Source organism: Cupriavidus sp. KK10 (genome assembly GCF_018223725.1).
Lineage (GTDB): Bacteria > Pseudomonadota > Gammaproteobacteria > Burkholderiales > Burkholderiaceae > Cupriavidus > Cupriavidus necator.
In genome coordinates this window covers 5,216,084-5,239,849 of sequence record NZ_CP073677.1, presented here as the reverse complement: position 1 = coordinate 5,239,849, position 23,766 = coordinate 5,216,084, and the positions used below count along the sequence as shown (strand labels likewise).

The window sequence follows — 23,766 nt, the reverse complement described above, 5'->3', positions numbered from 1 at the left end:
GATGCCGGTGCTGGTGACACCGATCGATTTGCGGACTGACACCTCGGCCTTGGAGCCGGGCCGTGGTCTTACTGTCGATGATCTGCAATTCACGGTGCGGCGCAGCGCGCGACGCAAGACGATGCAAATCACTGTGGAACGCACTGGAGAATTAGTGCTGTGCGCGCCACCGGATGTGGACGAGGCACAACTGCGTGAATTCGTCGTCGAGAAACGTTTCTGGATCTACACCAAGCTGGCATACAAGGACCGGCTGCAACGTCCCGTACCACGCAAGGAATTTGTGGGTGGTGAGGGCTTCTTGTATCTTGGGCGCAGCTACCGGTTGAAGCTGATGGAAGAACAGGATGTGCCGTTGAAGCTTCTCAACGGACGCTTCGCTTTGTGCCGTGATGCGCTGCCACGCGCACGGGAACATTTCATTCGCTGGTACAGCGAGCGCGCGACGACCTGGCTAGCGGGCCGAGTCGACGAATATCAGTCTCGGATGGAAGTCCAGTCGGCTGGCATCAAAGTCCAGGACTTGGGGTACCGCTGGGGTTCCTGCGGTAAAGGTGATTGGTTGTATTTTCACTGGAAGTCGATCTTGTTGCCACCGCGCATTGCTGAATACATTGTGGTGCATGAGATCGCTCACTTGCACGAACGTCACCACACCCCAGCGTTCTGGCTTCGCGTCGAGCGCGCCATGCCTGATTTTGCACAACGCAAGGCTTGGTTGGCTGAACACGGTATAGACGTTGAAGGGATTTGAGAGCAGGGCGTTCACTGACCTTTTGACGGTCTCCAGAGCGCCGTGCCCTCGCTCGATTAGCCTGCATGCCGTATTCCAATGACCGACCGTGTCGGCCGTCCGAGCCGTTACCATCTTCACGGGCCGTCTGGCGCCGGACTTCAAGACCATAGCCGATTTTCGCCGGGAAACGGCGCATCTCATCCCGTGGAGCCGTGCGGCAGCGCGATCCCGCTGCTATTGCTCGCCAGAGTGGGAATCGCAGAATCGCCAGGAATCTCCTTACCAGCGCCGTCAGCCAAACAAGGCGTTCTGGTACCAGACGGGGGTAGACGGCAGAGGCGCGATGGTGATGCCCCTAACCTTGGCGACGTCTACCACCACGCGCGTGATGTGGTGCGTGGTGTTCACCTGACGCCAAGTTGTGGGATTACCAGGATTGGGTTGGCCAGAAGCGGTGTCACGGATGTACTTGTCCGCCCGCGAAAAAGTGGCGCCGGCGAATAGGCCGCTATTAGCAATCCGGGTGCAGACATCGGTCATAATCGTTTCGGCAGTGCCGCCATCTGCGCCGCGGACGATGAGCCAGTCACTCGGCGTTGTATAGCGATAGTGGCGAATCGGGGCTGCACGGCCTTTCGCAAAATTCATCTTTGCGGAGTCAGCGGCAAAATCTCCGAAGATCAGATACTCTGCCGTGGCGGCATCGAATTTCACGGCGCCATGCCAGGCGTGCCATTCGTTGCGCGGCCAGGTGACTGTCTGTCCGGCGACGGCGGGGTTCTTCTCGGGGTAATACGTACCTTGGAAGATGATCAATTGCCAGGCGCCTAGATCCTGTAAAGCCTCCATGGCAAACGTGATAATCGGGCTGACGAGTTCGACTTCAGAGAAATCAGCGTCCGTGAAGTCGGCGATCACCGCGCAATCGCCGAACTCCAAGGAGAGGTCCTTCAGAAGGGCATGAACCTTGTCCGCAAACTGCGGATCAACCAGGTCGCCAGAGAGTACGCTAATGCCCAGCTTCAGTTTTTCTGCAGACGGCAGGGCCTTCTTAAAGGCTTCGATGAGATGTGGGTCGAGGTCGCTGAGGCGGATAAGGGGAATGGCCCGGACACTAAGCGACGCTGCTCGAGCGAAAATTGGCGGCAACCACGCAGAGCTTTTCGCGGCGCCGCACTCCTTGATCAAATACGAAATGTCAATGAATGCCGGGCGGCGTACCCAGTGACGGCTCAGCATGCCGCCGACATCGGGAACGCTGTAGTCAGAATCGAAGAGTTCGTACTGTTTTTCGTCGTCGCGATCGGACAGAGGGGGTACGACGAAGCGGGGAAGCACATAACGCGCCACGGCATCGTCAAGCTCCTTCACACCTGCCAGTTCTCCAGACTTCAGGCGCAGGGCCGGGCAGTACAAAATCTTCGAGACTTCTTGCATTCAGAACCTCCGACTACTGTTGGAAAAACTGCTTGCGAACCTGACCCAGGCCAATCTTGTCCGAAAAAATCGCGTAGTTTTGCCGCTCCATCCTGATGCGGCCAAAAACGACTGCGGGGGAAATGCCTAGTTGTTTTGCGAATCGTTCAATTGTATCGGCTGCTTTCGCGATCCGAGCGGGCGAGCGCAGCCAAATGTCTTGAGGGATGAGGAGGCTTCCGGCAAAACGGTCGGCTTCCGCTTCCATGGCATCGATATCCCTTGTTTCGATGTCGTCAAAGAAGCCGGCGGCCAAGCCCGTTCGGTAGTGAAGCACTACGTGCGCAACCTCGTGCAGCAAGGTGAACCAGAAGTTGTCCAGTGCATCCCTGCGAAGCGTTAGCCCGATTACCGGGATATCTTCGACAAGGAACGCCGCGCCATCGACCTTCATCCCCGGTACGTTGCGTTCGGCAAGCAGAACAATGCCGTGATGGAGGAGCAACTCCTTCGCACGAAGCGGTCCGTCGGCTTGCGTGCTGAGTTTGGGCAATTCCTTCAGCCATGAAACGTCCAAGGGGCGGTATTTGATCTTGTGTGCGTCTATTAGGGACTTGGCTTGGCGTGTAACCTGTGCTTTCCAGCACAGCAATGACCAGTCATCAGCGTAGTTTTCGACTGTCAAGCCAGTTCGGAACAACGATGGCTTGCCGTGCGTGCCGACGTGTTCGGAGATGTACCGCTTGAGTTGGCTCAACGCGCTTTCATCGGTGCCGCCGTCTTCGAGCCAGCCGTTTTCCCGAGCATGCTTGAGGACCTTCTGGGCCTCGGCAGCCGAAACGTCTAGCGAGGGGAGAGACAACCAAGGGGCGTCGGCTGGCGACAGAACATCCGCCGCAATCGTGAGGCCGAGCGCTTTGGCCACCCTAATAAAGCCTGCAAGGCTGATTGAGCGGTAGCGTTCAGCCTCATAGCGCTGAACTGCCTGTTCTCTCAGGCCAATCTGCCTGGCGAGTTCTTTTTGGGACCAGCCTTTCGCGATGCGTGCGACGATTAGCATGTCGCCGAGGTCACCGCTTGCGCGTTGCTTAAGAGGCTCGAGGTTGCCTCGTTTTGCTTCCTGGTACGCCGACAACATACCGGAAAGCTCTTGGCGTTCAGTAATTAGTGCCCGGCGGATGCTATCGACCACGTCAGGTGATAGGCCGTCGACGACTGCCGCGAGCGTTTGCGCGGAGGAAGTCGCGTGCAAAATTTCATCGATAAGGCCTGAAACCTCGCGTGCGTTGCGGTCGTTGGTGATAAGGGCATTCGAAGGCATTCCCGAATTCTACCCAACAAATTTGTTGGGTGCAAGCGGGGGCGCACCTTCTCGAGGCGTGCTTTATGCTCGCCATTGCGAGTCCGCGAGCCAATGCGCCGACCTACATAGGGCAATTGGGCTGAGTAATGCCAAGTGACCCTAGGACTGCATTTCTACTTGGTCCATTGCTAGGGTTGTATGGTCAGGTGGCGAGGCCGGGTCCGCATAGGCATTGGCTTTTTTTTCTGAGTCAGGACATGCTCCGCCCATTTCTCCATCATTGGACGCCGTTGCTCAAGTAAGTCTGTGCGATGGTAGGCCGCCTCCACCTTGTTTGCTACGGTATGGGCGAGCGCGCGTTCGGCCAGGTCGCGCGCATATCCGTTCTCGCTCGCCCAGTCTCGGAAGCTTGAGCGGAAGCCGTGAGCCGTCGCGAAGCGGTCGGGCGTGTCACTCTCTGCCTTGATGCGGCGAAGCAGGGCGGTAAGCGTCATGTCGCTCAGCATTTTCTCTCGTGGCGACGGAAAGACCAGGGTGTCGTGCAATTGGCTCTGCTTCAGCGTCTTAACAAGTGTCAGTGCCTTCTCCGACAGCGGAACCCGATGCGGCTCTTTGGCCTTCATGCGGGCAGCGGGGATGTTCCAGACGCCTGCGTGAAGGTCAAGTTCATCCCAAGTCGCGCCGCGCACCTCGCCGCTGCGTGTCGCGGTCAGAATCAGGAATAGCAAAGCGGCGCGTGTACTGTCACCCGGCTCATGTTCGGCCAGATGCGCGGTGACGAATTTCGGAATTTGCCGCCAGGGCATGGCGGGCTGGTGCTCGGGCTTGGCGGATTGCTTGGGAAGGATGTGATCGATGACGCTGACCGGGTTCGCTGAGATGTGACCGTGCGCCCATGCCCATTGCATGACCGCATGCATTCTTTGTCGAGTGCGGCTGGCTGTTTCGGCCTTCGTCAGCCAGATCGGGCGGAGCACGTCCGCGCAATCTCCAGGACTGATCGCGTCGAGTTTGCGGTTCCCGAGTTTGGGAAATACATAAGTCTCAAGCGTGCTGATCCACTGTGCGGCATGCTTCTCGTTCTTCCAGCCCGGTTTGAGTTCTTCGTGGACCTGTCGTGCAGCTTTCTCGAACGTAAGGGCAGCTGCGGCGACGGCGGCCGCTTCGCGCTCCCGGTTGCGCTGGTCAATGGGGTCCTCACCATTGTCGATGAGTTTGCGCATGGCGAGCGCTTTTTCGCGGGCTTCGGCAATCGACGTCTCAGGATACGTACCAAGGCCGGCGTCGCGCCGCTTCCCGGTCAGCGGACTGGTGAAGCGCAGTGTCCATTTGCAGCCGGACTTTGTCGGCGTCAACAGCAGTCCAGTTATTTTCCCGTCGAAGACCGGCTTATCGTCCGGCTTGAGTGCCCTTGCTTGTTTGTCGGTCAGCATCGATTTCTAGCCCATCATTCAGCCCATCAGCGGATGCTGGAAGGGGTTGGAAGGTGCTAGATTAAATTGGATAGAAGGTTGGCACAACCTATTGAATTATTGGACAATTTTTGGAAGACACTGGAATGTGTTGGACTGAAGGATGGCGGCCCCTCTCTCCGCCAGAACACTGTGCAAAGCGAAGCCGCCCGTCTGGGCGGCTTTTTTGTTTCCAGTCTCCGGTGGCTTCGTAATGCCTGACGAGCTCAAAGAAAAGCCCTCGGCCAGGGTAGGCGAGGGCTGAAGTAGTAGTGGGCGAGTCGCGGGATCGCCCGTGAGGATGGTCGTATAGGACCTTGTATCGCGCATCCCTCTAAATAGAGGTGTTGCCGCAGGGCGACATGGCCATGCCCGTCACCGCCACGAAGGCATGGCTTCCATCCCGGCGCGCCGGATTGGCTGGGCGTGCCGATCCAGTTGTTCTGTCCGCCAAAGTTCTGTGTCCGTGAGAGGGCTTCCGCCATGTATCCGGTGCCCGGTATCCTCTCGGCCATGACCAAACTCACCTTCCAACTCGAAATCCGCCCCGTCTTGCCCGCAGACGCGCAAGCGGTGGAAGACATCCTGACCGACACCTACCTCGGCACCTGGAAGCCGCAACTGACAGCCGCTGCGGCAGCCGCCTTTGAACGGCAAGGCAAGACCCGAAGCTACGTCGAAGCGCGCCTGCAGGCATTCCGCGTAGCCTGCGTGGATGGCGTGCCCGCGGCCATGGTGGACTGGGAAAACAACTTTATCTGGGCCCTACATGTCGGGCGGACATGGCAACGCATGGGGCTGGGCGGGGCGTTGCTGGCCCACGCCGAAGGCGAGATTGCCCGCGCCGGGCATCGCGAGGCGAGGCTGGAGACGGACACGTTCAACGTGCAAAGCCGCGCGTTCTACCGGCGCCATGGTTATGCCGAGATCGATTTCTATCCTGACGAGAGCTGGGACAGCGGCTTTACGACTGTGCTGTTGTCGAAAGCGCTGCCGCCAGCCTGAGCCTGCGCGCCGGCGCCGACATGGCATGGGTAGCCAACCTCATGCGCAAATTGCATGAACCTGCCTGCCTGCTCGTGAAAGAATCAGGCATCTCTTTCGATCTCTGGCACTTGCCCCCATGTCCGACCCCATCGTCCACCTCAACGGCACCCTGATCCCCCTCTCCGAAGCCCGCATCCCCGTCCTCGACCGCGGCTTCATCTTTGGCGATGGCATCTACGAAGTCATCCCTTACTACAACGGCAAGCCATTCCGCGGGGACCAGCATCTGGCCCGCCTGCACCGCAGCCTGGAGGGCATCGGGATTCCCGATCCGTACAGCGCCGGGCAGTGGCTGAAGCTGGTCGGAGAGGTGGTCCAGGCCAACGGCCTGTCGGACCAGCTGGTCTACATCCAGGTGTCGCGCGGCGTCGCCAGGCGCACGCATGCGTTTCCGAAGGAGGTCGTGCCGACGGTGCTGATCATGACCAACCCGATGGCGTTGCCGTCGGCGCAGATGCTTGAGCAGGGCGTGGCGTGCGTGACGATGGAGGACCGGCGCTGGCTGAACTGCCAGATCAAGTCGACGTCGCTGCTGGGCAACGTGCTGGCGGCGCAGCATGCGGTGGAGCACGGCGTGATCGAGGCGATCCAGTTCCGGGATGGCTGGCTGACCGAGGCGTCGGCGTCCAATGTGTGGGTGGTGCGCGAAGGCCGCGTGATGGCGTCGCCCAAGGACAACCTGATCCTGGAAGGCATCCGCTACGGGTTCATGGAAGAGGTCTGTGCCGCGATGGGGATTGCGCTGGAGGCGCGCCGCATCGCGAGGGAAGAGGTGTTCGCCGCCGATGAGGTGCTGCTGTCGTCGGCCAGCAAGGAGCTGCTGCCGGTGGTGACCATCGATGGCCGCGCCATTGGCAAGGGCGTGCCAGGGCCGGTCTTTGCCCGGCTTTACGCTGCGTACCAGGCTGCCAAGGCTGCGCTTTGAGCGGATTTGCGTGCGTGCTAGGATGCCTCGGGAATCATCGAGGAGTCAGCCATGGCCAAGCGTGAGCGTGGCCGGCGTGCCCTGCAGGACGAGGTTAGCCGGCGCATCCAGCAAATCTATGAAATCGGCGAGGACGGCGCCAAGGTCCGGGTGCCGGCGCCTGTGCCGCACGCGCGCGATGCCCGCGGGCGCAACTGGAATATGACGGGCTTCGGCAATGCGTCCGGCTACGAGGCCAGCATCCGCGCGGTGGTCGACAAGGTTCGCGACGAGTTCGACCTGAGCGAAGCGCCGGAGAACCGCGCGCCCAATCCGTTCGGGGACTGAAGCGCCGGCCGCCGTCCTAGTCGACCGATACGACGATGGCGACGCGCCGGTTTTCGGCGCGTCCGGCGGCGGTGCGGTTGTCGGCCACCGGGCGGCTCTTGCCGCGTCCGCGAACTTCGATGCTTTCCGGCGCAAAGCCGGCGCCCGCCAGCAGCCTTGCCACGGCTTCGGCGCGCCGCACTGACAGCGACTGGTTGTATTCGGCCGAGCCCGCTTCGTCGGTGTGGCCATCCACGCGCAGGCGCTCGATGCCCGCGCCCTTCAGCGCCCGCCCGAGGCGCTGCACATTGGCGGCGCGCTCAGCGTCGATCAGGTCCTCATTGAATCCGAACAGCAGCTTGTCTGACAGGCCGAGTTCCCAGCCTTCATCGGTCAGCGCGAAACCTTCCTGCTTCAGCACCGCGACCTGGGCCGGAGACAACCCGGTGGCTGGCGGCGCGGTCTGGCAGCCGGCCAGCGACAGCCCCGTCAGCACGATGGCGGCGACCCAGAGTTTCCACAGGGACTTCCAGCAGGGCAGGGTCGGGCGTTCGGGCATGGGGGTTCTCACTGCGTGACGTCCAGGCGCGGCTCGGCGCTTTGCCAGGTGCCGCCGGAGCGCCGCTTGGCGCCGTACATGGCGGCGTCGGCCGCGTGCAGCAGCGCCTGGCTGCCTTGTGCGTGGACAGGGAAAACGGCCAGGCCGATGCTGAGCGACGCCTGCACCGTGCTGCCGTCGGGCAGGTCGATCGGGGCGGACATCGCCTGCAGGATATGCTCGGCGATATGGATGGCGTCGCGCGGCGCGCGCAGCGCTGCGGCCAGCACGGCGAATTCGTCGCCGCCGATGCGCGCCACGGTGTCGCTGGCGCGCAGGCTGGTGCGGATGCGCTGGGCCACGGCCACCAGCACGGCGTCGCCGGCAGCATGGCCGTGGCGGTCGTTGATGTTCTTGAAATCGTCACTGTCCAGGTACAGCACGGCCGCGTACTCGTCGTTGGCCGCGGCATGGCGCACGGCGTGCTCCAGCGCTTCGACGAAGGCGGCGCGGTTGAGCAGGCCGGTCAGCGCATCGTGGTTGGCGCGGTGGGCGAGCGAGCGGTTCTCGTGCTGCATCTGGTTCTGCCAGGTCTGCAGTTCGTCCAGCAGGCCGTTGAAGTCCTCGCTGAGGGCATTGAGTTCCGCGATGCTGGCTGGCGGCGTGCGCTGCGCGAAATCGCGCTTGGAGCGCACCGCGTGCGCCACGCGCATCAGGTTGCGCAGCGGCTCGACGATCTGCACCAGCAGCCGGCTGGCCAGGTAGTGGGCGCCGACGGCGGTCAGCAGCAGGCAGCCAAGCAGGCCGAGCGCGCCCTGCAGCAGGAAATGCAGCAGGTTGCGGGCGTTGCCACTGACGCGCAGCATGCCGACCGGTTGCGTCTGGTGCAGGATCGGTTGTTCCACGACGCCCATGCTCAGCCACTCGCTCAGCACGTGGCGCAAGCCGGTCAGTGGCGCCTGGCCGGGGCGCTGCCATTCGGCCAGCACGTGGTTGTCGTGGTCGTAGACGGTGGCGCGCGCGATGTCCTCGGACGCGGCGATGGCCGCCAGTGTCTCGCCGGTGGCCGCCTGGTCGCGGAATACGACCGGCGCTTCCAGCGTGTAGGCGATCGAGCGGGCCACCAGCCGCACGTTGTGTTCGGCATAGACGCGCAGTGCGGTCAGGCCAAGGGCGGTCAGCGAGACCCCGGCAGTGAATACCGCGATCAGCGCCACGCCCAGGTGGATCCGGCGCAGCACGCTGTAGAGGGTGGGGCGGGCGCCGTTGCCGCGCGCCGGCTGGTGCGCGCTCATGACGGCGCTCCCTTGCGGCGGCCCAGCTGCAGCACGCCGGGGTGCACATGCACGCCGCTGCGCGCGAGCGTGTCAAGGTTGACGCGGAACGAGACCTGCTGGTCGCGGATGTTCAGGCAGAACATGCTGCCGACCTCGCACTCGAAGTCTTCTTCGGCGATCACCAGTACCGGGCGGCCGGTCAGTTCGCCCGACAGGCGCTTGCGGCGGGCTTCGTTCATGGCGCCGACGTAGAGGGCATCGCAGGCCGGATGCAGCATGTCGGCCAGCACGTCGACCTGGCGCGTGCGCACCGACCGGCCGTTGGCGAGCGTGCCGCCTTCCATCAGCCGTGCGGAATAGTGGCTGGTGCTGTCCACGCACAGTCGCACGGGGTCGCGCTCGACCGGCCAGCGTGCATACCCCAGCAGGCTGAAGACCACGCGCGCGACCAGGTCGGTGCGCTGCGGCGCGGGCTGCGCCGTCACCGCCGGCGGCAGCATGGCTGGCAGCACCGCCAGCGTCACGGCGAGCAGGGCCGGCAGGGCGCGGCGCAGCAGCGGGGGACGTCGGGCGGAATCGGCACCGGGAAGGGCGCTGGCTGGGGCAGGAGCCATGGTCTGGGGCAGGAGGTTCGGTACGGCCGGTGTGGGTGGCGGGCTGGCCGCAGCCGCGGTTATTGTCCGGGGGCCGGTTCCGGGCGGTCAAGCGTTAGCCGCGGGTGGGCTCGGCCCCGGAACGCGCTTGTGCGGGCATGATTCCGTGGGGCCAGTTTGCGACGCGGCGTGATACGGAATGTTTAACGGTTTTTCGTTGTTTTCCTGAAGTCAGGCTGGAACGCGCGCAGCGCTTCGCCGTGGCGGACACAACACTTAGAATGGGGCCATCGTCCCCAACGCGCGCCTCGCCGCCGCTTGCCGCCATGATTTCCGACCCGCTTTTCCGCTTCCTGCACGTTGCCGGCGTTGCCGTCTGGGTGGGCGGCATGTTCTTTGCCTACCTGTGCCTGCGGCCCGTGGCCGGCACCGTGCTGGAGCCGCCGCCGCGGCTGCGGCTCTGGCGCGGCGTGTTTGCCCGCTTCTTCCCGTGGGTGTGGGCGGCGGTGATCGCGATCCTGCTGAGCGGCGCGGCGATGATGGCCGCAGTGGGCATGTCCGCTTCCCCACGCAACTGGCACCTGATGATGGGCATCGGCCTCGTCATGACGGTGATTTTCTGCTACGTGTGGTTTGGGCCGTATCGCGTGCTGGGCCGGGCCGTGGAGGCCCAGGACTGGCCGGCCGCCGGTGCCGCGCTGAACCGCATCCGGCAGGCGGTCGGGACCAACCTGGTGCTCGGGCTGGTCAATATCGCCGTGGCCACGCTGGGGCGCTGGCTGGCCTGAGCGGCCCGATGCCCCGGCATGGCCCAGCATCGTCGCGTCACCACCAGGCAAAGGGAGAGCCGTTATGCGCGTCATCGCATGTCTTGCCGTCCTTGGTCTTGCCGTGGCGGGCGCACCGGCCCGCGCTGAGCAAAGCAATGGCCTGAGCGCTGAATATGAACGCTGCATGGCCAAGGCCATGTCGACTGCCGACATGCTCGGGTGCGCCGCGGCCGAAACACGGGTCCAGGACGTGGCGCTGAACAGCGCCTATCAAGCCTTGCTGCGGCGGCTGGAAGCGCCGCGCACCGGCCAGTTGCGGGTGGCGCAGCGTGTCTGGCTGGAGTTCCGCCAGGCCAATTGCGCCTATATGGCCAATCCGGCCGGCGGCACCGCCGCGCGCGTGGCCGGGGCGACCTGCATGGCCCGGATGACGGCCGCGCGGGCGCGCGAATTGCGTGACTTCGCCACGGAGGCCGCAGCCCGGTGAGCGGGCCAGCCATGTGCTAGAGTTCCCCAGACACCTGTGCTGCGGCACGTCTCACCAGGAGATGGATCATGGCAAGTGAATCGCGGAACAACCTGAAGGCCTTTGTGCAAACGGCGCCCCAGGCGGGGCGCTATGTGTGGGTCATCGCGCTGGTGGACTTCGGCGCGCAGCAGATCCGGCGCGCCATCGTCTCGGACGACACCTTCACCACCTCGGATGCCGCGCGGGTAGCGGGCGAGGCCCAGCTCAAGGCGATGGCCGAAGACCACTAGGCTGGGGCCAGTGTTGCGCGCCGGCATCTTTGTGATCAACGGATACCGTTTCTTACAATGCGCCGGGATCGGTGCGCGCTAGACTGTGGGCATGTTCCTCCACTAGAAAGGACTCCCATGACACATCGCGCGCTCCGGCCGGCCAGGGCCCTCCTGCTGGCGGCCCTGCTGGGTTCCGGCCTGACGTTCAGTGCGGGGTCGATGGCCCAGGTGTCGGTCAACGTTGCCATCGGCGTACCACCGCCGGCCCCGATCTACGAGGTCGTGCCCACGCCGCGCTCAGGCTATGTCTGGGTGCCGGGCTACTGGGACTGGGATGACCACTACCACAAGCACGCCTGGAAGAAGGGGCGCTGGGAACGTGAACGCCCCGGCTATATCTATGAGTCGCCGCGCTGGATCCAGTCGCGCGACGGCTGGGTGCTGGTGCCGGGGCGCTGGGACCAGGGCGGGTACAAGGACAAGGGCCACAAGGACAAGGGCTATCACTGCCCGCCCGGCCACGCCAAGAAGGGCGAGTGCTGATGCGCCAGCCGCCCGGCGCCGCACGGTGACGCCGGGCGGCCTTGCCATGCTACGATCGCCGCCATGACAACCGCGCCCGCGCGGCGCATCGGCAGCGGATACCGGAGGTAGCAATGGCAAAGCACGTTTTCACGCGCGCGCAGTATCTCGACATCCTCAATGACAGCCTGCGCAAGCATCCCGGCTGGCAGCCCGGCATGGCCTTTGTGTTCCTGCCGCCTGGCGCCGATGCCAGCCAGGCCACGGCCGTGGGCTGCACCGGGCCGATGGAGGCCATTCCGGTCTATGCGGAAATCCAGCGGGTGGCCGCCGAACTGATCGAAGTCGGCAACGAATAGCGGCGCCGGTCGCCTTGCGGCCGGTGGGTGCCGCGGGTGCGTACAATACCGGCCTCTACAGACTTTCGGATAATGCCGTGAAGAAAACGGACCTGGAAAAAAACAAGGGCCTGAAGATCGCCAACAGCCTGAAGCAGGCTACGGCGGGGCGGGGTATTCCCGGCGGCGCTGCGCGCCCGGACCGGCGCGAACAGCGCCGGCTGGACCAGGAGCAAGGTCTGGTGCCCTTTGCGTGCAAGCTGGACGGCACGCTGGTCAAGCGCCTGCAGGCGCTTGCCGTGGATCACCCCGGTGGCATGACCGGGCTGCTCAATGAACTGCTGGCGGGCGCGTTGCCGCCGGAGCAGGCCGAGAGCTGAAACATGGTGGCCGCGCCCGCGGCCACCTGTCTGACCCCATCAGGTCACGAGCGGGTCAGTCCTCTTCTTCTTCGTCAAGGAATTCGCGGCGCAGCATCCAGTTGGCGATGGCTTCGTCGCAGATGCGCTTGAATTTCTGCTTGTCCGGCATCTTGTCGAACAGCTGGAAATTGACCAGCGCCATGCCGGCATCGGTGATATAGAACATCCGGCTCGGATCGTCATCATGGACGATGCGGCCATCGATGGCGTCTTCCTCGCTTTCCGCCGGCATGTCTTCTAGCTCGACTACGCGGCAGGTGAAGCGCGGGCTGCGGGTGTGGGTCAGATACTCGAACTCGTCGTGCATGACCTCGCCGCCTTTGCCTGCGATAACAGCGAAGCCCCAGATAAAGCGGGGCATCGGCAGATCGGACAGATCTTCAATCTCGTCCATGGTGTTCTCCCTGATTCAATCCCCGCATTATCGCCCGGAACGCCGCCACCTCAAACGGTGACGTGGCGCTTAGGGCTTTGCGTGGCAGTTGGCCAGCGCTGGCGCGGCGTTTTCGGCCTGCATCAGGTCGCGCAGCGTGCCTTCCTCGCCCTTGGTCCACCATTCGTAGCGGCCGCCGACATAACGCGCGCCGGAGGCCGACACGGTGCTGACCGCCAGCACCGGCTTGCCTTCGATGCGGAACACCGCCGCCTGGTTGTCCGGGCTGTTGAAATAGCGCACGGAAAGCGTCTTGCCGCCGTCGCACTGGTAGCGCACGGTGCGCACGTCCGGGAAGCGCACGCCCTCGATGCCGGGCGCGCGGGCGGCGTGCGCCGCGGCGCAGGCGCCGACGGTTGCGAGCAGGGCCACGGCGCGGGCGCAGGACAGGATCGGGCGAGTGGTCATGGGTTTGCCTTGGTCAATAGGTGGTGTGTCAGCCAGTTGAGATGGACGGCGCCGGCGGCGGTTGCGCCGGCGTCCGGGTCAGCCGAGCATGTAGCCGGCGGCGAGCGTGCGGAAGCTCTCGATTTCGCGCGCCTGCCAAGCCTCGCTCTCGCCGAGTTCCTCGGCCAGGATCGCGGCCACGGCCGGCGCGGCATCCACGGCGGCGCGCGCGTCCAGGAACAGCGCGCGGTTGCGGCGGGCCAACACGTCCTCGACCCGGCGCGCCAGTTCGTGCCGGGCCGCAAAGCGCACGTGCGCCTCGGTCAGGCCCGACGCCGGTGCCAGCATCCGGTCATATCCGGGCAGCGCGCGCAGCAGGTCCAGCTCATTGCCGTAGTAGCGGTCCGGCGAGCCTGAATCCGGCGGCGGCAGCCCGGCCGGCAGCCCCGCCGCGCCGTGCAGGGGCAGCTCGGCGGTCACGCACGGGGCCGCGCGCACCATCTGGCGCTGGATCGCGGTCTCGATCACGTCTTCGGCCATCTTGCGGTAAGTGGTCCACTTGCCGCCGGTGACGGTGATCAGCCCGGCCTTGGAAACCAGGATCGTATGCTCGCGCGACAGCGACGCGGTCGAGGCCTCGCCGGTGGCCCGCACCAGCGGCCGCAGGCCGGCCCAGACGCTGGTGACGTCGGCACGGGTCGGGTCCCTGGCAAGGTAGCGCGACGCGGTTTCCAGGATGAAATCGACGTCGTCGGCTCCGGCGTCGGGCTCCAGCGGCAGGTCGCGGCGCGGCGTGTCGGTGGTGCCGACAATGGTGTGGCCGTTCCATGGCACCACGAACAGCACCCGGCCGTCGTCGGTCTTGGGGATCAGGATGGCGCGCTCGCCCGGCAGGAAGCTGCGCGGCAGCGTCAGGTGCACGCCCTGGCTGGGCGCGACCATGGCGCGCGCGTGGCCGTCCTCCATTTGCCGGATCGCATCGACCCACACGCCGGTGGCGTTGATCACGCAGTCGGCGCGCAGGTGGAAGGTGGCATCGCCCAGCGCATCCTGCACGGTCACGCCGCTGATCACGCCGCCTTGCTGGCTCAGCCCGGTCACGCGCATGTAGTTGACCGCGGTGCCGCCCACGTCGAACAGGGTACGCATCAGCGCCACCGCCAGCCGCGCATCGTCGAACTGGCCGTCGAAATACAGGTTGCCGCCGCGCAGCGGACGCCCGCCGACGTGCTCGGCCAGGTTGGGCGCCGCAGCCAGCACCTCGCGGTGATTCAGCCAGCGGCTGCCGGCCAGGTTGAGGTCGCCGGCCAGCATGTCGTAGACCTTGAGGCCGATGCCGTAGAAGGGCTGGTCGAACAGCTGGTAGGCCGGCACCACGAAGCCCAGCGGCCACACCAGGTGCGGCGCGTTGCGCGCCAGCAGGCCACGCTCGTGCAGGGCCTCGCGCACTAGGCTGATATTGCCCTGGGCCAGGTAGCGCACGCCGCCATGGACCAGCTTGGTGGCCTTGCTGGAGGTGCCCTTGGCAAAATCCGCGGCTTCGACCAGCAGCGTGCGGTAGCCGCGCGAGGCGGCATCGACTGCGGTGCCCAGGCCGGTGGCGCCGCCGCCGATGACGATCACATCCCAGCGCGGCTCGCGCTCCAGGGTGGCGAGCAGGGCGGCGCGGTCGGGGGGCTGGATCGGGGTGGAGACTCTCTGCATGACGCATTTTTTGGGGAGTATGTTCGGGGTGGGCCGGCGCTCAGGCGTGGCTGCCGTTGGCTTGGTCCTCGCGCGCCCAGTCGCGCGCGCGATCGACGGCGCGATGCCAGCGCGCCAGCCGGTGGCCGCGCGCGTCAGCCGACAGGTTCGGCTCAAAGCGCCGCTCCACCTGCCATTGCTGCGCGATCTCTGCCGGATCGCTCCAGTAGCCGGTGGCCAGGCCCGCCAGGTAGGCGGCGCCCAGCGCGGTGGTTTCGGTCACGCGCGGGCGGACCACGGGGGTGCCGAGCAGGTCGGCCTGCATCTGCATCAGCAGGTCGCTGCGCGAGGCGCCGCCGTCCACGCGCAGCTCGGCCAGCGAGATGCCGGCGTCCTTCTGCATGGCTTCCAGCACATCGACGCTCTGCAGCGCGATCGATTCCAGCGCGGCGCGCGCGATCTGCGGCCGGCCCGTGCCGCGCGTCATGCCGACCAGCGTGCCGCGTGCAAAGGGGTCCCAGTGCGGCGCGCCCAGGCCGGCAAAGGCGGGCACCAGCACCACGCCGCCGGTGTCGTCGCACTGGCGCGCGAGCGGCTCGACCTCGGGCGCGCTGTTGATGATCTTCAGGCCGTCGCGCAGCCACTGGATGGTGGCGCCGCCCATGAACACGCCGCCTTCCAGGCAATATTGCGTCTGGCCGCGGATCTGCCAGCCGATCGTGGTCAGCAGCCGGTTGTGCGACGTGACCGGCTGCGAGCCGGTATTCATCAGCAGGAAGCAGCCGGTGCCGTAGGTGTTCTTGGCCATGCCCGGCGACAGGCAGGCCTGGCCGAAGGTGGCGGCCTGCTGGTCGCCGGCGATGCCGGCAATGGGGATCTGCATGCCGAAGAGCCGCGCCGAGGTGCGCGCCACCTCGCCGCTGGACGCCACCACCTCGGGCAGCAGCGCGTGCGGGATGTCGAGCAGCGCCAGCAGCGCGTCGTCCCACTCGAAGCTGTGGATATTGAACAGCATCGTGCGCGAGGCATTTGACACATCAGTGACATGGCGCGCGCCGTCGGTCAGCTGCCAGATCAGCCAGCTGTCGACGGTGCCGAAGGCCAGTTCGCCGCGCTGGGCGCGTTCGCGCGCGCCTTCGATGTTGTCGAGCATCCAGCGCAGCTTGGTGCCGGAGAAGTAGGCATCGATGATCAGGCAGGTCTTGTCGAGGAACAGTTCGCCGTGGCCGGCGGCCTGCAGTGCCTCGCACATGGGCGCGGTGCGGCGGTCCTGCCAGACCAGCGCGCGCCCGACCGGCTCGCCGGTCTTGCGGTCCCACAGCACAGTGGTCTCGCGCTGGTTGGTGATGCCGATGGCGCGCACCTGCGAGGCAGAGATGCCGGCATCGGCCAGCACCGCGTGCGCCACCGCCAGCTGCGATTGCCAGATCTCGTAAGGGTCGTGCTCGACATGGCCGGGATGTGGGTAATATTGGCGGAACTCGCGCTGCGCGAGTCGCACCACATTGCCGGCATGGTCGAACAGGATGGCCCGCGAGCTGCTGGTGCCCTGGTCGAGCGCCAGCACATATTGCGGCTCGGTGGGAAGCTGGGACGATGCAGGGCGCTGGGCCTGCGCGGCTGGCTGGTTCATGCGTTCAATCCTGACAATGACAAAGCGCGCCGGCCCGGCCGGCGCATGGATTCCTGATGGCTGAAACGTCTTCGTTGCCGCCCGCGGACCCCGCGGGCAACCTCGCCGCGCAGATTGCCGCCTCGCTGGCGGCGCGCAGCGGCTTCGATGCCGCCGCCAAGCTGCGCCTGATGGTGGCCGGCCAGCAGGTTGGCTGGCTGCCGCGCGCCCATGCGGCAATCCTGCGTGGCATGGGCGCCATCCTCGGCCCGGACGAGCGCCTGGCCGATGGCACCACGGCGGTTGAACTGCTGCCCGGGCGCAATGACTTTGACGCGCGCAGCGCCGCGCTGCAGGCGCTGGCCCGCCAGCTGGCCGATGCCGGCCACGTGCGCGGCTGGCGCGATGAACTGTTCGCGGTCACGCCCGCGCTGGACGCGCCCGCACTCGGCGTGGTGGAACGCGCGGCGGCGCGCTTTCTCGGGCTGCTGACCTTTGCCTCGCACATGAACGGTATTGTCGATGGCGATGTGGATGGCGGTCCCGCGCTGTGGATCTCGCGGCGCAGCCCGGCCAAGTCGGTCGACCCCGGCATGTGGGACAACCTGGTTGCCGGCGGCATGCCGCACGGCAGCGATCCGCTGGCGACGCTGGTGCGCGAATGCGAGGAAGAATCCGGCATCCCGCCCGCGCTGGCGCAGGGCGCGCAGGCCCACGGCGTGATCGAGGTGCTGCGCGACCTGCCCGAAGGCGTACAGTGGGAGCAGGTCTGCGTCTACGACCTGCTGCTGCCGCCCGGCTTCACGCCGCGCAACCAGGATGGCGAGGTCAGCGAGCACCGGTGCGTCGATGTGGTCGCATTGCTTGCTATCATGTCGGCCGGCGCCATGACGGTCGATGCGACACTGGTGACGCTGGATGCCCTTGGGCGGCGCGGCTGGCTCGGTCCTGACCAGCGCGCCTGAGCCGTCGCCGCGGGTTCCGCCTGTGCCGGTCTTGCCGACCTCGCTGACCTGATTTTCCCGGCCTTGCGCCGCGCCATTCCGACAGAACAACACACCATGAGCAACACCGGATTCATCCTGACCCTCTCGTGCCCCGACCAGCCGGGCATCGTCCATGCCGTCTCGGGCCTGCTGTTCCAGCACGGCTGCAATATCGTCGATTCCGACCAGTACGGTGACGAGTACACCGGCCGCTTCTTCATGCGCGTGCATTTCACGCCGGCCGCCGGCGGCCCGGACCTGGACACGCTGAAGGCCGCGTTCGCGCCGGTGGGCGACCAGTTCGGCATGCAGTGGGAACTGAACGACGCCGCCGTCAAGCCGCGCGTGATGATCATGGTGTCCAAGATCGGCCACTGCCTGAATGACCTGCTGTTCCGCGCCAAGGTGGGCGGCTTGCCGGTCGAGATCGCGGCCATCGTCTCGAACCACCGCGACTTCTACCAGCTGGCGGCGTCTTACGACGTGCCGTTCTTCCACTTGCCGCTGATGAACGCCTCGGCCGAGCAGAAGGCCGCGCAGGAAGCGCGCGTCTTCGACGTGGTGCAGGAGCAGAAGATCGACCTGGTGGTGCTGGCGCGCTACATGCAGGTGCTGTCCGACGACCTGTGCCGCAAGCTGGCCGGCCGCGCGATCAATATCCACCACTCGTTCCTGCCCAGCTTCAAGGGCGCCAAGCCGTACTACCAGGCGCATGAGCGCGGCGTGAAGCTGATCGGGGCGACCGCGCACTACGTCACCGCCGCCCTGGACGAAGGCCCGATCATCGAGCAGGAGATCGAGCGCGTGGACCACAGCATGGACCCGGAGCAATTGACCGCCGTCGGCCGCGACGTGGAATGCGTGGCACTGGCGCGCGCGGTCAAGTGGCATGCCGAACACCGTATCCTGCTGAACGGCCACAAGACCGTGGTGTTCAAGTAAGCTCGCCGTCCCCCGGTTCCCGCGCCCGCGGGAATCCTGCCGCTTCACGGCGGCCGCATCCCCGCCGGCGCGGGGATGCCGGGCCAGCGGGTCAGTCCCGCTCCGCCACCACACACTTCACCCCACTGTCGGCAACGATCTGGTCGAACGGCGCTGCCAGCGGCTCATCGGTAAAGAGCCGGTCGACCTGCGACACGTGCGCCAGTTCCACCATCGCCTGGCGGTTGAACTTGCTGGCGTCCGCTGCCAGCCACACCTCGCGTGAATGTTCGATGATGGTCCGCGCCACCTTGACCTCGCGGAAGTCGTAGTCGCGCAGTGTGCCGTCGGTCTCGATGCCCGAGATGCCGATCAGCCCGATATCGACCTTGAACTGGCGGATGAACTCCACCGTGGCCTCGCCCACGATGCCGCGGTCGCGTGAGCGCAGCACGCCGCCGGCGACGATGACCTCGCAATCGGGGTTGTCGGCAAGGATATTGGCCACGTTCAGGTTGTTGGTGATCACGCGCAGCCCGCGGTGGTGCATCAACTCGCGCGCTATCTCTTCCACCGTGGTGCCGATGTTCAGGATCAGCGAGCAGCCCTCGGGCACCACGGCGGCCACCGCGCGCGCGATGCGCGCCTTGCCCTCGGCATTGAGCACCTGCCGCTGCCGGTAGGCGATGTTCTCGGTGGTGGAGCCCTCCACCCGCACCCCGCCATGGAAGCGCGCCAGCATGCCGTTCTCGGCCAGCAGGTTGACGTCGCGGCGTACCGTCTGGAGCGTGACGCCGAACTTGCGCGCAAGTTCGTCGATGGAGGCAAAGCCCTGGGTGCGGACTTCTTCGAGCAGGGCCGTCTGGCGGGGATTCAGGGTCATGCCGGGATTCTAGTTCAAACAGAAACGAAAACAAATGATGCAGTGCACTATTGTTTTACGTTCGTTTTGTTGCTAAAACGAACGCAAAGCCAAGACTTGTGCGCCTGCATCGCGCCAAAGCTGTGATGCGGGAAGCATATCGAACATGGAGACCGGATGCAGCTACGTTTGGAAGGCGTCGCACAGCAGGCAGGTTCGCAGGCGTATCTCTATCCGATGACACTCGTGCCGGTTCCGGGCGCGGTGACCATCCTGCTGGGCGCCACGCAAGCGGGCAAGACGTCGCTGATGCGGGTGATGGCCGGGCTGGACCGGCCCAGCGCCGGCCGCGTGCTGGTCGACGGCCACGACGTGACCGGCATGCCGGTGCGCGAGCGCAATGTATCGATGGTCTACCAGCAGTTCATCAACTACCCGTCGCTCAAGGTGTTCGACAACATCGCCTCGCCGCTGCGACTGCGGCGCAAGGCGCCGGCCGCAGAGATTGCCGCGCGCGTGCGCGAGTTGGCCGGGCGGCTGCATATCGACCACCTGCTGGACCGCTATCCGTCCGAGCTCTCCGGCGGGCAGCAGCAGCGCGTGGCACTGGCGCGCGCGCTGGCCAAGGAGGCGCCGCTGATGCTGCTGGACGAGCCGCTGGTCAACCTTGACTACAAGCTGCGCGAAGAACTGCGCGAGGAACTGGCGCAGCTGTTCGCGCATGGCGACGCCACCGTGATCTATGCCACCACAGAGCCCGGCGAAGCGCTGCTGCTGGGCGGGCATACCGCGGTGCTGGACGCCGGCGAACTGCTGCAGTACGGCCCGACACCCCAGGTCTTCCACTATCCCGATTCGCTGCGCGTGGCGCGTGCGTTCAACGATCCGCCGATGAACCTGGTCGAGGGCAGGCTGCAGGGCGGCTGGCTCACGCTGGCCGGCGATATCTCCGTGCCGGTGCCCGGCGCGGGCGGGCACGACGGCCCGGTCACGGTGGGGGTGCGCGCGTCGGCATTGCGCCTGGCCGGTGAGCCGGGTGCGGTGGCGGTGCCCGGGCGCGTGGCGCTGGCCGAGTTGTCAGGCTCGGACACCTTTGTCCACGCCGATACCCCGGTGGGCAACCTGGTGGCGCAGTTCGCCGGCGTGCTCGACCTGGCGCTGGGCGAGCCGCTGTCGCTCCATCTGCTGCCCGAGCAGATCTACCTGTTCGACGCCGACGGGCGCCGCATCCACGCGCCGCGCCGGCCGGGCGGGCTGGCCGCGGACGTGCCCGGCGGCGCGGCCGCGGCTGCCGGGGCAGGGGGCTGAGATGGCGCGCATCGACTTGGACCTGGCGCACTCCTATGTGCCGAATCCGCGTACCGACGAGGACTACGCGCTGCTGCCGCTGCAATTCACGTTCGAAGACGGCGGCGCCTATGCGCTGCTGGGCCCGTCCGGCTGCGGCAAGACCACGCTGCTGAACTGCATTTCCGGGCTGCTGCGGCCCTCGCAAGGCACCATCGCCTTCGACGGCCGCGACGTGACCGCTGCCACGCCGCAGGCGCGCAATATCGCCCAGGTGTTCCAGTTCCCGGTGATCTACGACACCATGACCGTCGGCGAGAACCTGGCCTTCCCGCTGCGCAACCGCGGCGTGCCGGAAGCCCAGGTGCGCGAGCGGGTGGGGCGCGTGGCCGAGATGCTGGACCTGTCGGCCACGCTCGATCGCCGCGCCAGCGGCCTGGCCGCGGACGCCAAGCAGAAGATCTCGCTGGGGCGCGGGCTGGTGCGCCAGGACGTGTCGGCCATTCTCTTCGACGAGCCGCTGACGGTGATCGACCCGCAGCTCAAATGGCAGCTGCGGCGCAAGCTCAAGGAAATCCATCACGAGTTCCGCCTGACACTGATCTACGTGACGCACGACCAGACCGAGGCGCTGACCTTTGCCGACCAGGTGGTGGTGATGTCGCGCGGCAAGGCGGTGCAGGTGGGGCCGGCCGATGCGCTGTTCGAGCGGCCCGCGCATACCTTCGTCGGGCATTTCATCGGCTCGCCGGGCATGAATTTCCTGACCGGGCAGTGGCGCGACGGCGCGGTCGAGCTGGCCGGGCGCCGCTACATGCCGGGGTTGTCGCCGTCAGTCGAAGCGGCGTTGCGCGAGGCCGGCAGCTTCCGCATCGGCGTGCGGCCCGAGTATCTGCGCCTGGCGCCGGAGAGCGACGCGCAGGCGGTGCCGGTGCGGGTCGAGCGCGCGCAGGATATCGGCACTTACTGGCTTCTGACTGGCGGCGTGCAGGAGGCGGGCGCACTGGCCGGCACGCTGCGCGCGCGGCTGGGTATCGAGGCAGCCGATCTGCGCCCGGGCGACACCGCCTGGCTGTCGGTGTTCAACCGCCATACCTGCTACTACGTCAACGAGGAACTGGTCCAATGAAGCCCGTCAACCAGAAGGCCTGGCTGCTGGTGTTGCCGGTGGTGGCGTGCGTGGCGTTCTCCGCCATCCTGCCGCTGATGACCATCGTCAACTACTCGGTGCAGGACATCATCTCGCCCGAGCGGCGCGTGTTTGTCGGCACTGAGTGGTTCCGCACTGTGCTGCGCGACGGCGAGCTGCACGACGCGCTGCTGCGCCAGCTCGGTTTCTCGCTGGCGGTGCTGCTGGTGGAGATCCCGCTGGGCATCCTGCTGGCTTTGTCGATGCCGGCCAGGGGCTGGAAGGCATCGGCGGTGCTGGTGATCATCGCGTTGTCGCTGCTGATCCCGTGGAACGTGGTCGGCACCATCTGGCAGATCTTCGGGCGCACCGATATCGGCCTGCTGGGAGCCGCGCTGGCGGCGATGGGCTTCGACTACAACTACACCGGCAGCGCCTTCGATGCCTGGGTCACGGTGCTGGTGATGGACGTCTGGCACTGGACGCCGCTGGTGGCGCTGCTCTGCTACGCCGGCCTGCGCGCCATTCCCGACGCCTACTACCAGGCCGCGCAGATCGACGGCGCCTCGCGCCTGGCGGTGTTCCGCTATATCCAACTGCCCAAGCTGCGAGGCGTGCTGATGATCGCGGTGCTGCTGCGCTTCATGGACAGCTTCATGATCTATACCGAGCCCTTCGTGCTGACCGGCGGCGGCCCGGGCAATGCCACCACCTTCCTGTCGCAGTACCTGACGCAGAAGGCCGTGGGCCAGTTCGACCTGGGCCCGGCGGCGGCGTTTTCCATCGTCTATTTCCTGATCATCCTGCTCATGTGCTTCATCCTCTATAACTGGATGCAGCGCGCGGGCACCGCCGGCAGCGAGGACATGCCCCATGGCTGAATTGCGCACCCCCGCCAACCGCGCCACCTGGTGGCGCGCGGGCTTCCTGCTGGTCTACCTGCTGTTTGCCATCGTGCCGATCTACTGGATGGTGAACATGTCGTTCAAGACCAACGAGGAGATCGTCTCCACGCTGTCGCTGTGGCCCGCGGAATTCACGCTGCAGCATTACAAGACCATCTTCACCGACCCGTCGTGGTATTCGGGCTACGTCAACTCGATGATCTACGTGGCGATGAACACGGTGATCTCGATCAGCGTGGCGCTGCCGGCGGCCTATGCCTTTTCGCGCTACCAGTTCATCGGCGACAAGCATGTGTTCTTCTGGCTGCTGACCAACCGCATGACACCGCCCGCGGTGTTCCTGCTGCCGTTCTTCCAGCTCTACAGCACCATCGGGCTGATGGATACCCACCTTGGCGTGGCGCTGGCGCATCTGGTCTTCAACGTGCCGCTGGCGGTGTGGATCCTGGAAGGCTTCATGTCGGGCGTGCCGCGCGAGATCGACGAGACCGCGTATGTCGATGGCTACTCGTTCCCGCGCTTCTTCCTGACCATCTTCCTGCCGCTGATCAAGGCCGGCGTGGGCGTGGCGGCGTTCTTCTGCTTCATGTTCAGCTGGGTGGAGCTGCTGCTGGCGCGCACGCTGACCTCGGTCAACGCCAAGCCCATCGTCGCCACCATGACGCGCACGGTGTCGGCATCGGGCATGGACTGGGGCGTGCTGGCCGCGGCCGGCGTGCTGACCATCGTGCCCGGCGGCATCGTGATCTGGTTCGTGCGGCACTACATCGCGAAGGGCTTCGCGATGGGCCGCGTGTAAGCGCACGGCGCAACCCTGATCACAACACAAGGAGACGGCGCAATGCTGAGCTGGATGGTCTGGACGACGCCGGTAGCGGTGTTCTTCGGCTGCATCGTGGTCATGCTGATCAGCATGACTATCTGGGAAATACGCGCGCCTTCGGTGCTGCGCAAGGGCTTCCTGCGGATCGCGACCACGCGTGGCGACCGGCTGTTTATCGGGCTGATGTGCGCCGCCTGGGTCAACCTGGCGTGGGTAGGACTGGGCGAGAAGGTCACCGCGTGGCTGTCGCTGTCCGAAGAGCCGTCGGTCTGGATCAGCTTCGGTGTATCGATGCTGGTGCTGGCGCTGATCATGCGCAAGGGCTAGCCGGGGATCGGAGGCATCACGGTTGG

General features: G+C 65.8%; 28 protein-coding genes. 17 read left to right on the top strand and 11 right to left on the bottom strand.

The genetic code is table 11. The features are described from left to right. Nucleotides 1-7 precede the first annotated feature (7 nt). Complete coding sequence (locus KB879_RS24405; RefSeq protein WP_249221184.1) at nt 8-754, top strand: M48 family metallopeptidase; 747 nt, start codon at nt 8-10, stop codon at nt 752-754. 273 nt (nt 755-1,027) lie between these two features. On the opposite strand, the gene KB879_RS24400 is transcribed toward KB879_RS24405, so the two are convergent. The 3 genes from KB879_RS24400 to KB879_RS24390 all read right to left on the bottom strand — a co-directional run bounded on the left by KB879_RS24400 (nt 1,028) and on the right by KB879_RS24390 (nt 4,888). Then, nucleotides 1,028-2,173, bottom strand: coding sequence for a beta family protein (locus KB879_RS24400; RefSeq protein ID WP_211979927.1), 1,146 nt, complete (start codon nt 2,171-2,173; stop codon nt 1,028-1,030). A 13-nt stretch (nt 2,174-2,186) separates the two neighbouring features. After that, nucleotides 2,187-3,473 (bottom strand): helix-turn-helix domain-containing protein, encoded by a 1,287-nt coding sequence (locus tag KB879_RS24395; RefSeq protein WP_211979926.1) that lies wholly within the window; start codon nt 3,471-3,473, stop codon nt 2,187-2,189. Nucleotides 3,474-3,643: 170 nt separating this feature from the next. Then, nucleotides 3,644-4,888 carry a tyrosine-type recombinase/integrase gene (locus tag KB879_RS24390; protein WP_211979925.1) on the bottom strand — a complete coding sequence of 415 codons (1,245 nt, stop codon included), beginning with the start codon at nt 4,886-4,888 and terminating at the stop codon, nt 3,644-3,646. Nucleotides 4,889-5,419: 531 nt separating this feature from the next. Between KB879_RS24390 and KB879_RS24385 the strand changes: the two genes are divergently transcribed. The 3 genes from KB879_RS24385 to KB879_RS24375 all read left to right on the top strand — a co-directional run bounded on the left by KB879_RS24385 (nt 5,420) and on the right by KB879_RS24375 (nt 7,205). Then, a complete protein-coding gene (locus KB879_RS24385; protein ID WP_211979924.1) occupies nt 5,420-5,911 on the top strand; it encodes a GNAT family N-acetyltransferase in 492 nt (163 codons plus the stop codon). A gap of 118 nt (nt 5,912-6,029) precedes the next feature. Further along, nucleotides 6,030-6,878: a D-amino acid aminotransferase gene (locus KB879_RS24380; protein WP_211979923.1), complete on the top strand. Its 849-nt coding sequence runs from the start codon at nt 6,030-6,032 to the stop codon at nt 6,876-6,878. Between the two features lie 51 nt (nt 6,879-6,929). Beyond that, a complete protein-coding gene (locus tag KB879_RS24375; RefSeq protein WP_013957332.1) occupies nt 6,930-7,205 on the top strand; it encodes a hypothetical protein in 276 nt (91 codons plus the stop codon). Nucleotides 7,206-7,221: 16 nt separating this feature from the next. On the opposite strand, the gene KB879_RS24370 is transcribed toward KB879_RS24375, so the two are convergent. The 3 genes from KB879_RS24370 to KB879_RS24360 are packed head-to-tail and all read right to left on the bottom strand — an operon-like array spanning nt 7,222 to nt 9,613. Next, a complete protein-coding gene (locus KB879_RS24370) occupies nt 7,222-7,743 on the bottom strand; it encodes an OmpA family protein (protein WP_211979922.1) in 522 nt (173 codons plus the stop codon). 8 nt (nt 7,744-7,751) lie between these two features. Beyond that, a complete protein-coding gene (locus tag KB879_RS24365) occupies nt 7,752-9,017 on the bottom strand; it encodes a diguanylate cyclase domain-containing protein (RefSeq protein WP_211979921.1) in 1,266 nt (421 codons plus the stop codon). Then, the gene (locus KB879_RS24360; protein ID WP_013957329.1) at nt 9,014-9,613 is read right to left on the bottom strand and encodes a YfiR family protein; all 600 of its coding nucleotides are present in this window, start codon (nt 9,611-9,613) and stop codon (nt 9,014-9,016) included. Before KB879_RS24360 ends, KB879_RS24365 begins: the two co-directional genes overlap by 4 nt. A gap of 305 nt (nt 9,614-9,918) precedes the next feature. Between KB879_RS24360 and KB879_RS24355 the strand changes: the two genes are divergently transcribed. From KB879_RS24355 to KB879_RS24330, 6 genes are all read left to right on the top strand, one after another. Then, nucleotides 9,919-10,380, top strand: coding sequence for a CopD family protein (locus KB879_RS24355; protein WP_041228008.1), 462 nt, complete (start codon nt 9,919-9,921; stop codon nt 10,378-10,380). A 166-nt stretch (nt 10,381-10,546) separates the two neighbouring features. Further along, nucleotides 10,547-10,849, top strand: a complete 303-nt coding sequence (locus KB879_RS24350) for a lysozyme inhibitor LprI family protein (protein WP_148271580.1) — start codon at nt 10,547-10,549, stop codon at nt 10,847-10,849. Nucleotides 10,850-10,917: 68 nt separating this feature from the next. Beyond that, on the top strand, nt 10,918-11,121 hold the full coding sequence (locus tag KB879_RS24345) for a hypothetical protein (RefSeq protein ID WP_010814357.1): 204 nt from the start codon (nt 10,918-10,920) through the stop codon (nt 11,119-11,121). Nucleotides 11,122-11,238: 117 nt separating this feature from the next. Next, on the top strand, nt 11,239-11,646 hold the full coding sequence (locus KB879_RS24340; protein ID WP_013957326.1) for a YXWGXW repeat-containing protein: 408 nt from the start codon (nt 11,239-11,241) through the stop codon (nt 11,644-11,646). 113 nt (nt 11,647-11,759) lie between these two features. Beyond that, on the top strand, nt 11,760-11,984 hold the full coding sequence (locus KB879_RS24335) for a hypothetical protein (RefSeq protein WP_010814355.1): 225 nt from the start codon (nt 11,760-11,762) through the stop codon (nt 11,982-11,984). Between the two features lie 77 nt (nt 11,985-12,061). Further along, a complete protein-coding gene (locus KB879_RS24330) occupies nt 12,062-12,343 on the top strand; it encodes a hypothetical protein (RefSeq protein WP_041228006.1) in 282 nt (93 codons plus the stop codon). A 55-nt stretch (nt 12,344-12,398) separates the two neighbouring features. Here the strand turns inward: KB879_RS24330 and KB879_RS24325 are convergent, their stop codons facing one another. From KB879_RS24325 to glpK, 4 genes are all read right to left on the bottom strand, one after another. After that, the gene (locus tag KB879_RS24325; RefSeq protein WP_013957324.1) at nt 12,399-12,779 is read right to left on the bottom strand and encodes a hypothetical protein; all 381 of its coding nucleotides are present in this window, start codon (nt 12,777-12,779) and stop codon (nt 12,399-12,401) included. A gap of 69 nt (nt 12,780-12,848) precedes the next feature. Next, nucleotides 12,849-13,226, bottom strand: a complete 378-nt coding sequence (locus KB879_RS24320; protein ID WP_013957323.1) for an MliC family protein — start codon at nt 13,224-13,226, stop codon at nt 12,849-12,851. 78 nt (nt 13,227-13,304) lie between these two features. Continuing rightward, a complete protein-coding gene (locus tag KB879_RS24315) occupies nt 13,305-14,909 on the bottom strand; it encodes a glycerol-3-phosphate dehydrogenase/oxidase (RefSeq protein ID WP_114132479.1) in 1,605 nt (534 codons plus the stop codon). Between the two features lie 40 nt (nt 14,910-14,949). Then, complete coding sequence (gene glpK, locus KB879_RS24310; RefSeq protein WP_211979920.1) at nt 14,950-16,521, bottom strand: glycerol kinase GlpK; 1,572 nt, start codon at nt 16,519-16,521, stop codon at nt 14,950-14,952. A 56-nt stretch (nt 16,522-16,577) separates the two neighbouring features. Between glpK and KB879_RS24305 the strand changes: the two genes are divergently transcribed. After that, on the top strand, nt 16,578-17,465 hold the full coding sequence (locus tag KB879_RS24305) for an NUDIX hydrolase family protein (RefSeq protein ID WP_153954678.1): 888 nt from the start codon (nt 16,578-16,580) through the stop codon (nt 17,463-17,465). Between the two features lie 96 nt (nt 17,466-17,561). Then, on the top strand, nt 17,562-18,428 hold the full coding sequence (gene purU / locus KB879_RS24300) for a formyltetrahydrofolate deformylase (protein WP_013957319.1): 867 nt from the start codon (nt 17,562-17,564) through the stop codon (nt 18,426-18,428). A 91-nt stretch (nt 18,429-18,519) separates the two neighbouring features. Here the strand turns inward: purU and KB879_RS24295 are convergent, their stop codons facing one another. After that, nucleotides 18,520-19,290, bottom strand: coding sequence for a DeoR/GlpR family DNA-binding transcription regulator (locus KB879_RS24295; protein ID WP_153954679.1), 771 nt, complete (start codon nt 19,288-19,290; stop codon nt 18,520-18,522). A 156-nt stretch (nt 19,291-19,446) separates the two neighbouring features. On the opposite strand from KB879_RS24295, the gene KB879_RS24290 reads away from it, so the two are divergent. Genes KB879_RS24290 through KB879_RS24270 form a run of 5 tightly spaced genes read left to right on the top strand, consistent with a single transcriptional unit; the run spans nt 19,447 to nt 23,740 of the window. Next, nucleotides 19,447-20,577 carry an ABC transporter ATP-binding protein gene (locus KB879_RS24290; protein WP_211979919.1) on the top strand — a complete coding sequence of 377 codons (1,131 nt, stop codon included), beginning with the start codon at nt 19,447-19,449 and terminating at the stop codon, nt 20,575-20,577. Between the two features lies 1 nt (nt 20,578). Next, nucleotides 20,579-21,685 (top strand): ABC transporter ATP-binding protein, encoded by a 1,107-nt coding sequence (locus tag KB879_RS24285; RefSeq protein WP_013957316.1) that lies wholly within the window; start codon nt 20,579-20,581, stop codon nt 21,683-21,685. After that, entirely contained in the window at nt 21,682-22,566 is an 885-nt protein-coding gene (locus KB879_RS24280) for a carbohydrate ABC transporter permease (protein WP_035818277.1), read from the top strand. The genes KB879_RS24285 and KB879_RS24280 overlap by 4 nt, the downstream gene beginning before the upstream one ends. Continuing rightward, nucleotides 22,559-23,389: a carbohydrate ABC transporter permease gene (locus KB879_RS24275; RefSeq protein ID WP_013957314.1), complete on the top strand. Its 831-nt coding sequence runs from the start codon at nt 22,559-22,561 to the stop codon at nt 23,387-23,389. Before KB879_RS24280 ends, KB879_RS24275 begins: the two co-directional genes overlap by 8 nt. A 42-nt stretch (nt 23,390-23,431) precedes the next feature. Next, the gene (locus KB879_RS24270) at nt 23,432-23,740 is read left to right on the top strand and encodes a DUF2160 domain-containing protein (protein WP_211979918.1); all 309 of its coding nucleotides are present in this window, start codon (nt 23,432-23,434) and stop codon (nt 23,738-23,740) included. The last annotated feature ends 26 nt before the right edge of the window (nt 23,741-23,766 follow it).

What these genes read in the sequence shown, in the direction of transcription:
- KB879_RS24400 (WP_211979927.1), bottom strand. Translation starts at nt 2,173, where the DNA reads ATGCAAGAAGTCTCGAAGATTTTGTACTGCCCGGCCCTGCGCCTGAAG.
- KB879_RS24395 (WP_211979926.1), bottom strand. Translation starts at nt 3,473, where the DNA reads ATGCCTTCGAATGCCCTTATCACCAACGACCGCAACGCACGCGAGGTT.
- KB879_RS24390 (WP_211979925.1), bottom strand. Translation starts at nt 4,888, where the DNA reads ATGCTGACCGACAAACAAGCAAGGGCACTCAAGCCGGACGATAAGCCG.
- KB879_RS24385 (WP_211979924.1), top strand. Translation starts at nt 5,420, where the DNA reads ATGACCAAACTCACCTTCCAACTCGAAATCCGCCCCGTCTTGCCCGCA.
- KB879_RS24380 (WP_211979923.1), top strand. Translation starts at nt 6,030, where the DNA reads ATGTCCGACCCCATCGTCCACCTCAACGGCACCCTGATCCCCCTCTCC.
- KB879_RS24375 (WP_013957332.1), top strand. Translation starts at nt 6,930, where the DNA reads ATGGCCAAGCGTGAGCGTGGCCGGCGTGCCCTGCAGGACGAGGTTAGC.
- KB879_RS24370 (WP_211979922.1), bottom strand. Translation starts at nt 7,743, where the DNA reads ATGCCCGAACGCCCGACCCTGCCCTGCTGGAAGTCCCTGTGGAAACTC.
- KB879_RS24365 (WP_211979921.1), bottom strand. Translation starts at nt 9,017, where the DNA reads ATGAGCGCGCACCAGCCGGCGCGCGGCAACGGCGCCCGCCCCACCCTC.
- KB879_RS24360 (WP_013957329.1), bottom strand. Translation starts at nt 9,613, where the DNA reads ATGGCTCCTGCCCCAGCCAGCGCCCTTCCCGGTGCCGATTCCGCCCGA.
- KB879_RS24355 (WP_041228008.1), top strand. Translation starts at nt 9,919, where the DNA reads ATGATTTCCGACCCGCTTTTCCGCTTCCTGCACGTTGCCGGCGTTGCC.
- KB879_RS24350 (WP_148271580.1), top strand. Translation starts at nt 10,547, where the DNA reads ATGGCCAAGGCCATGTCGACTGCCGACATGCTCGGGTGCGCCGCGGCC.
- KB879_RS24345 (WP_010814357.1), top strand. Translation starts at nt 10,918, where the DNA reads ATGGCAAGTGAATCGCGGAACAACCTGAAGGCCTTTGTGCAAACGGCG.
- KB879_RS24340 (WP_013957326.1), top strand. Translation starts at nt 11,239, where the DNA reads ATGACACATCGCGCGCTCCGGCCGGCCAGGGCCCTCCTGCTGGCGGCC.
- KB879_RS24335 (WP_010814355.1), top strand. Translation starts at nt 11,760, where the DNA reads ATGGCAAAGCACGTTTTCACGCGCGCGCAGTATCTCGACATCCTCAAT.
- KB879_RS24325 (WP_013957324.1), bottom strand. Translation starts at nt 12,779, where the DNA reads ATGGACGAGATTGAAGATCTGTCCGATCTGCCGATGCCCCGCTTTATC.
- KB879_RS24320 (WP_013957323.1), bottom strand. Translation starts at nt 13,226, where the DNA reads ATGACCACTCGCCCGATCCTGTCCTGCGCCCGCGCCGTGGCCCTGCTC.
- KB879_RS24315 (WP_114132479.1), bottom strand. Translation starts at nt 14,909, where the DNA reads ATGCAGAGAGTCTCCACCCCGATCCAGCCCCCCGACCGCGCCGCCCTG.
- glpK (WP_211979920.1), bottom strand. Translation starts at nt 16,521, where the DNA reads ATGAACCAGCCAGCCGCGCAGGCCCAGCGCCCTGCATCGTCCCAGCTT.
- KB879_RS24305 (WP_153954678.1), top strand. Translation starts at nt 16,578, where the DNA reads ATGGCTGAAACGTCTTCGTTGCCGCCCGCGGACCCCGCGGGCAACCTC.
- purU (WP_013957319.1), top strand. Translation starts at nt 17,562, where the DNA reads ATGAGCAACACCGGATTCATCCTGACCCTCTCGTGCCCCGACCAGCCG.
- KB879_RS24295 (WP_153954679.1), bottom strand. Translation starts at nt 19,290, where the DNA reads ATGACCCTGAATCCCCGCCAGACGGCCCTGCTCGAAGAAGTCCGCACC.
- KB879_RS24290 (WP_211979919.1), top strand. Translation starts at nt 19,447, where the DNA reads ATGCAGCTACGTTTGGAAGGCGTCGCACAGCAGGCAGGTTCGCAGGCG.
- KB879_RS24285 (WP_013957316.1), top strand. Translation starts at nt 20,579, where the DNA reads ATGGCGCGCATCGACTTGGACCTGGCGCACTCCTATGTGCCGAATCCG.
- KB879_RS24280 (WP_035818277.1), top strand. Translation starts at nt 21,682, where the DNA reads ATGAAGCCCGTCAACCAGAAGGCCTGGCTGCTGGTGTTGCCGGTGGTG.
- KB879_RS24275 (WP_013957314.1), top strand. Translation starts at nt 22,559, where the DNA reads ATGGCTGAATTGCGCACCCCCGCCAACCGCGCCACCTGGTGGCGCGCG.
- KB879_RS24270 (WP_211979918.1), top strand. Translation starts at nt 23,432, where the DNA reads ATGCTGAGCTGGATGGTCTGGACGACGCCGGTAGCGGTGTTCTTCGGC.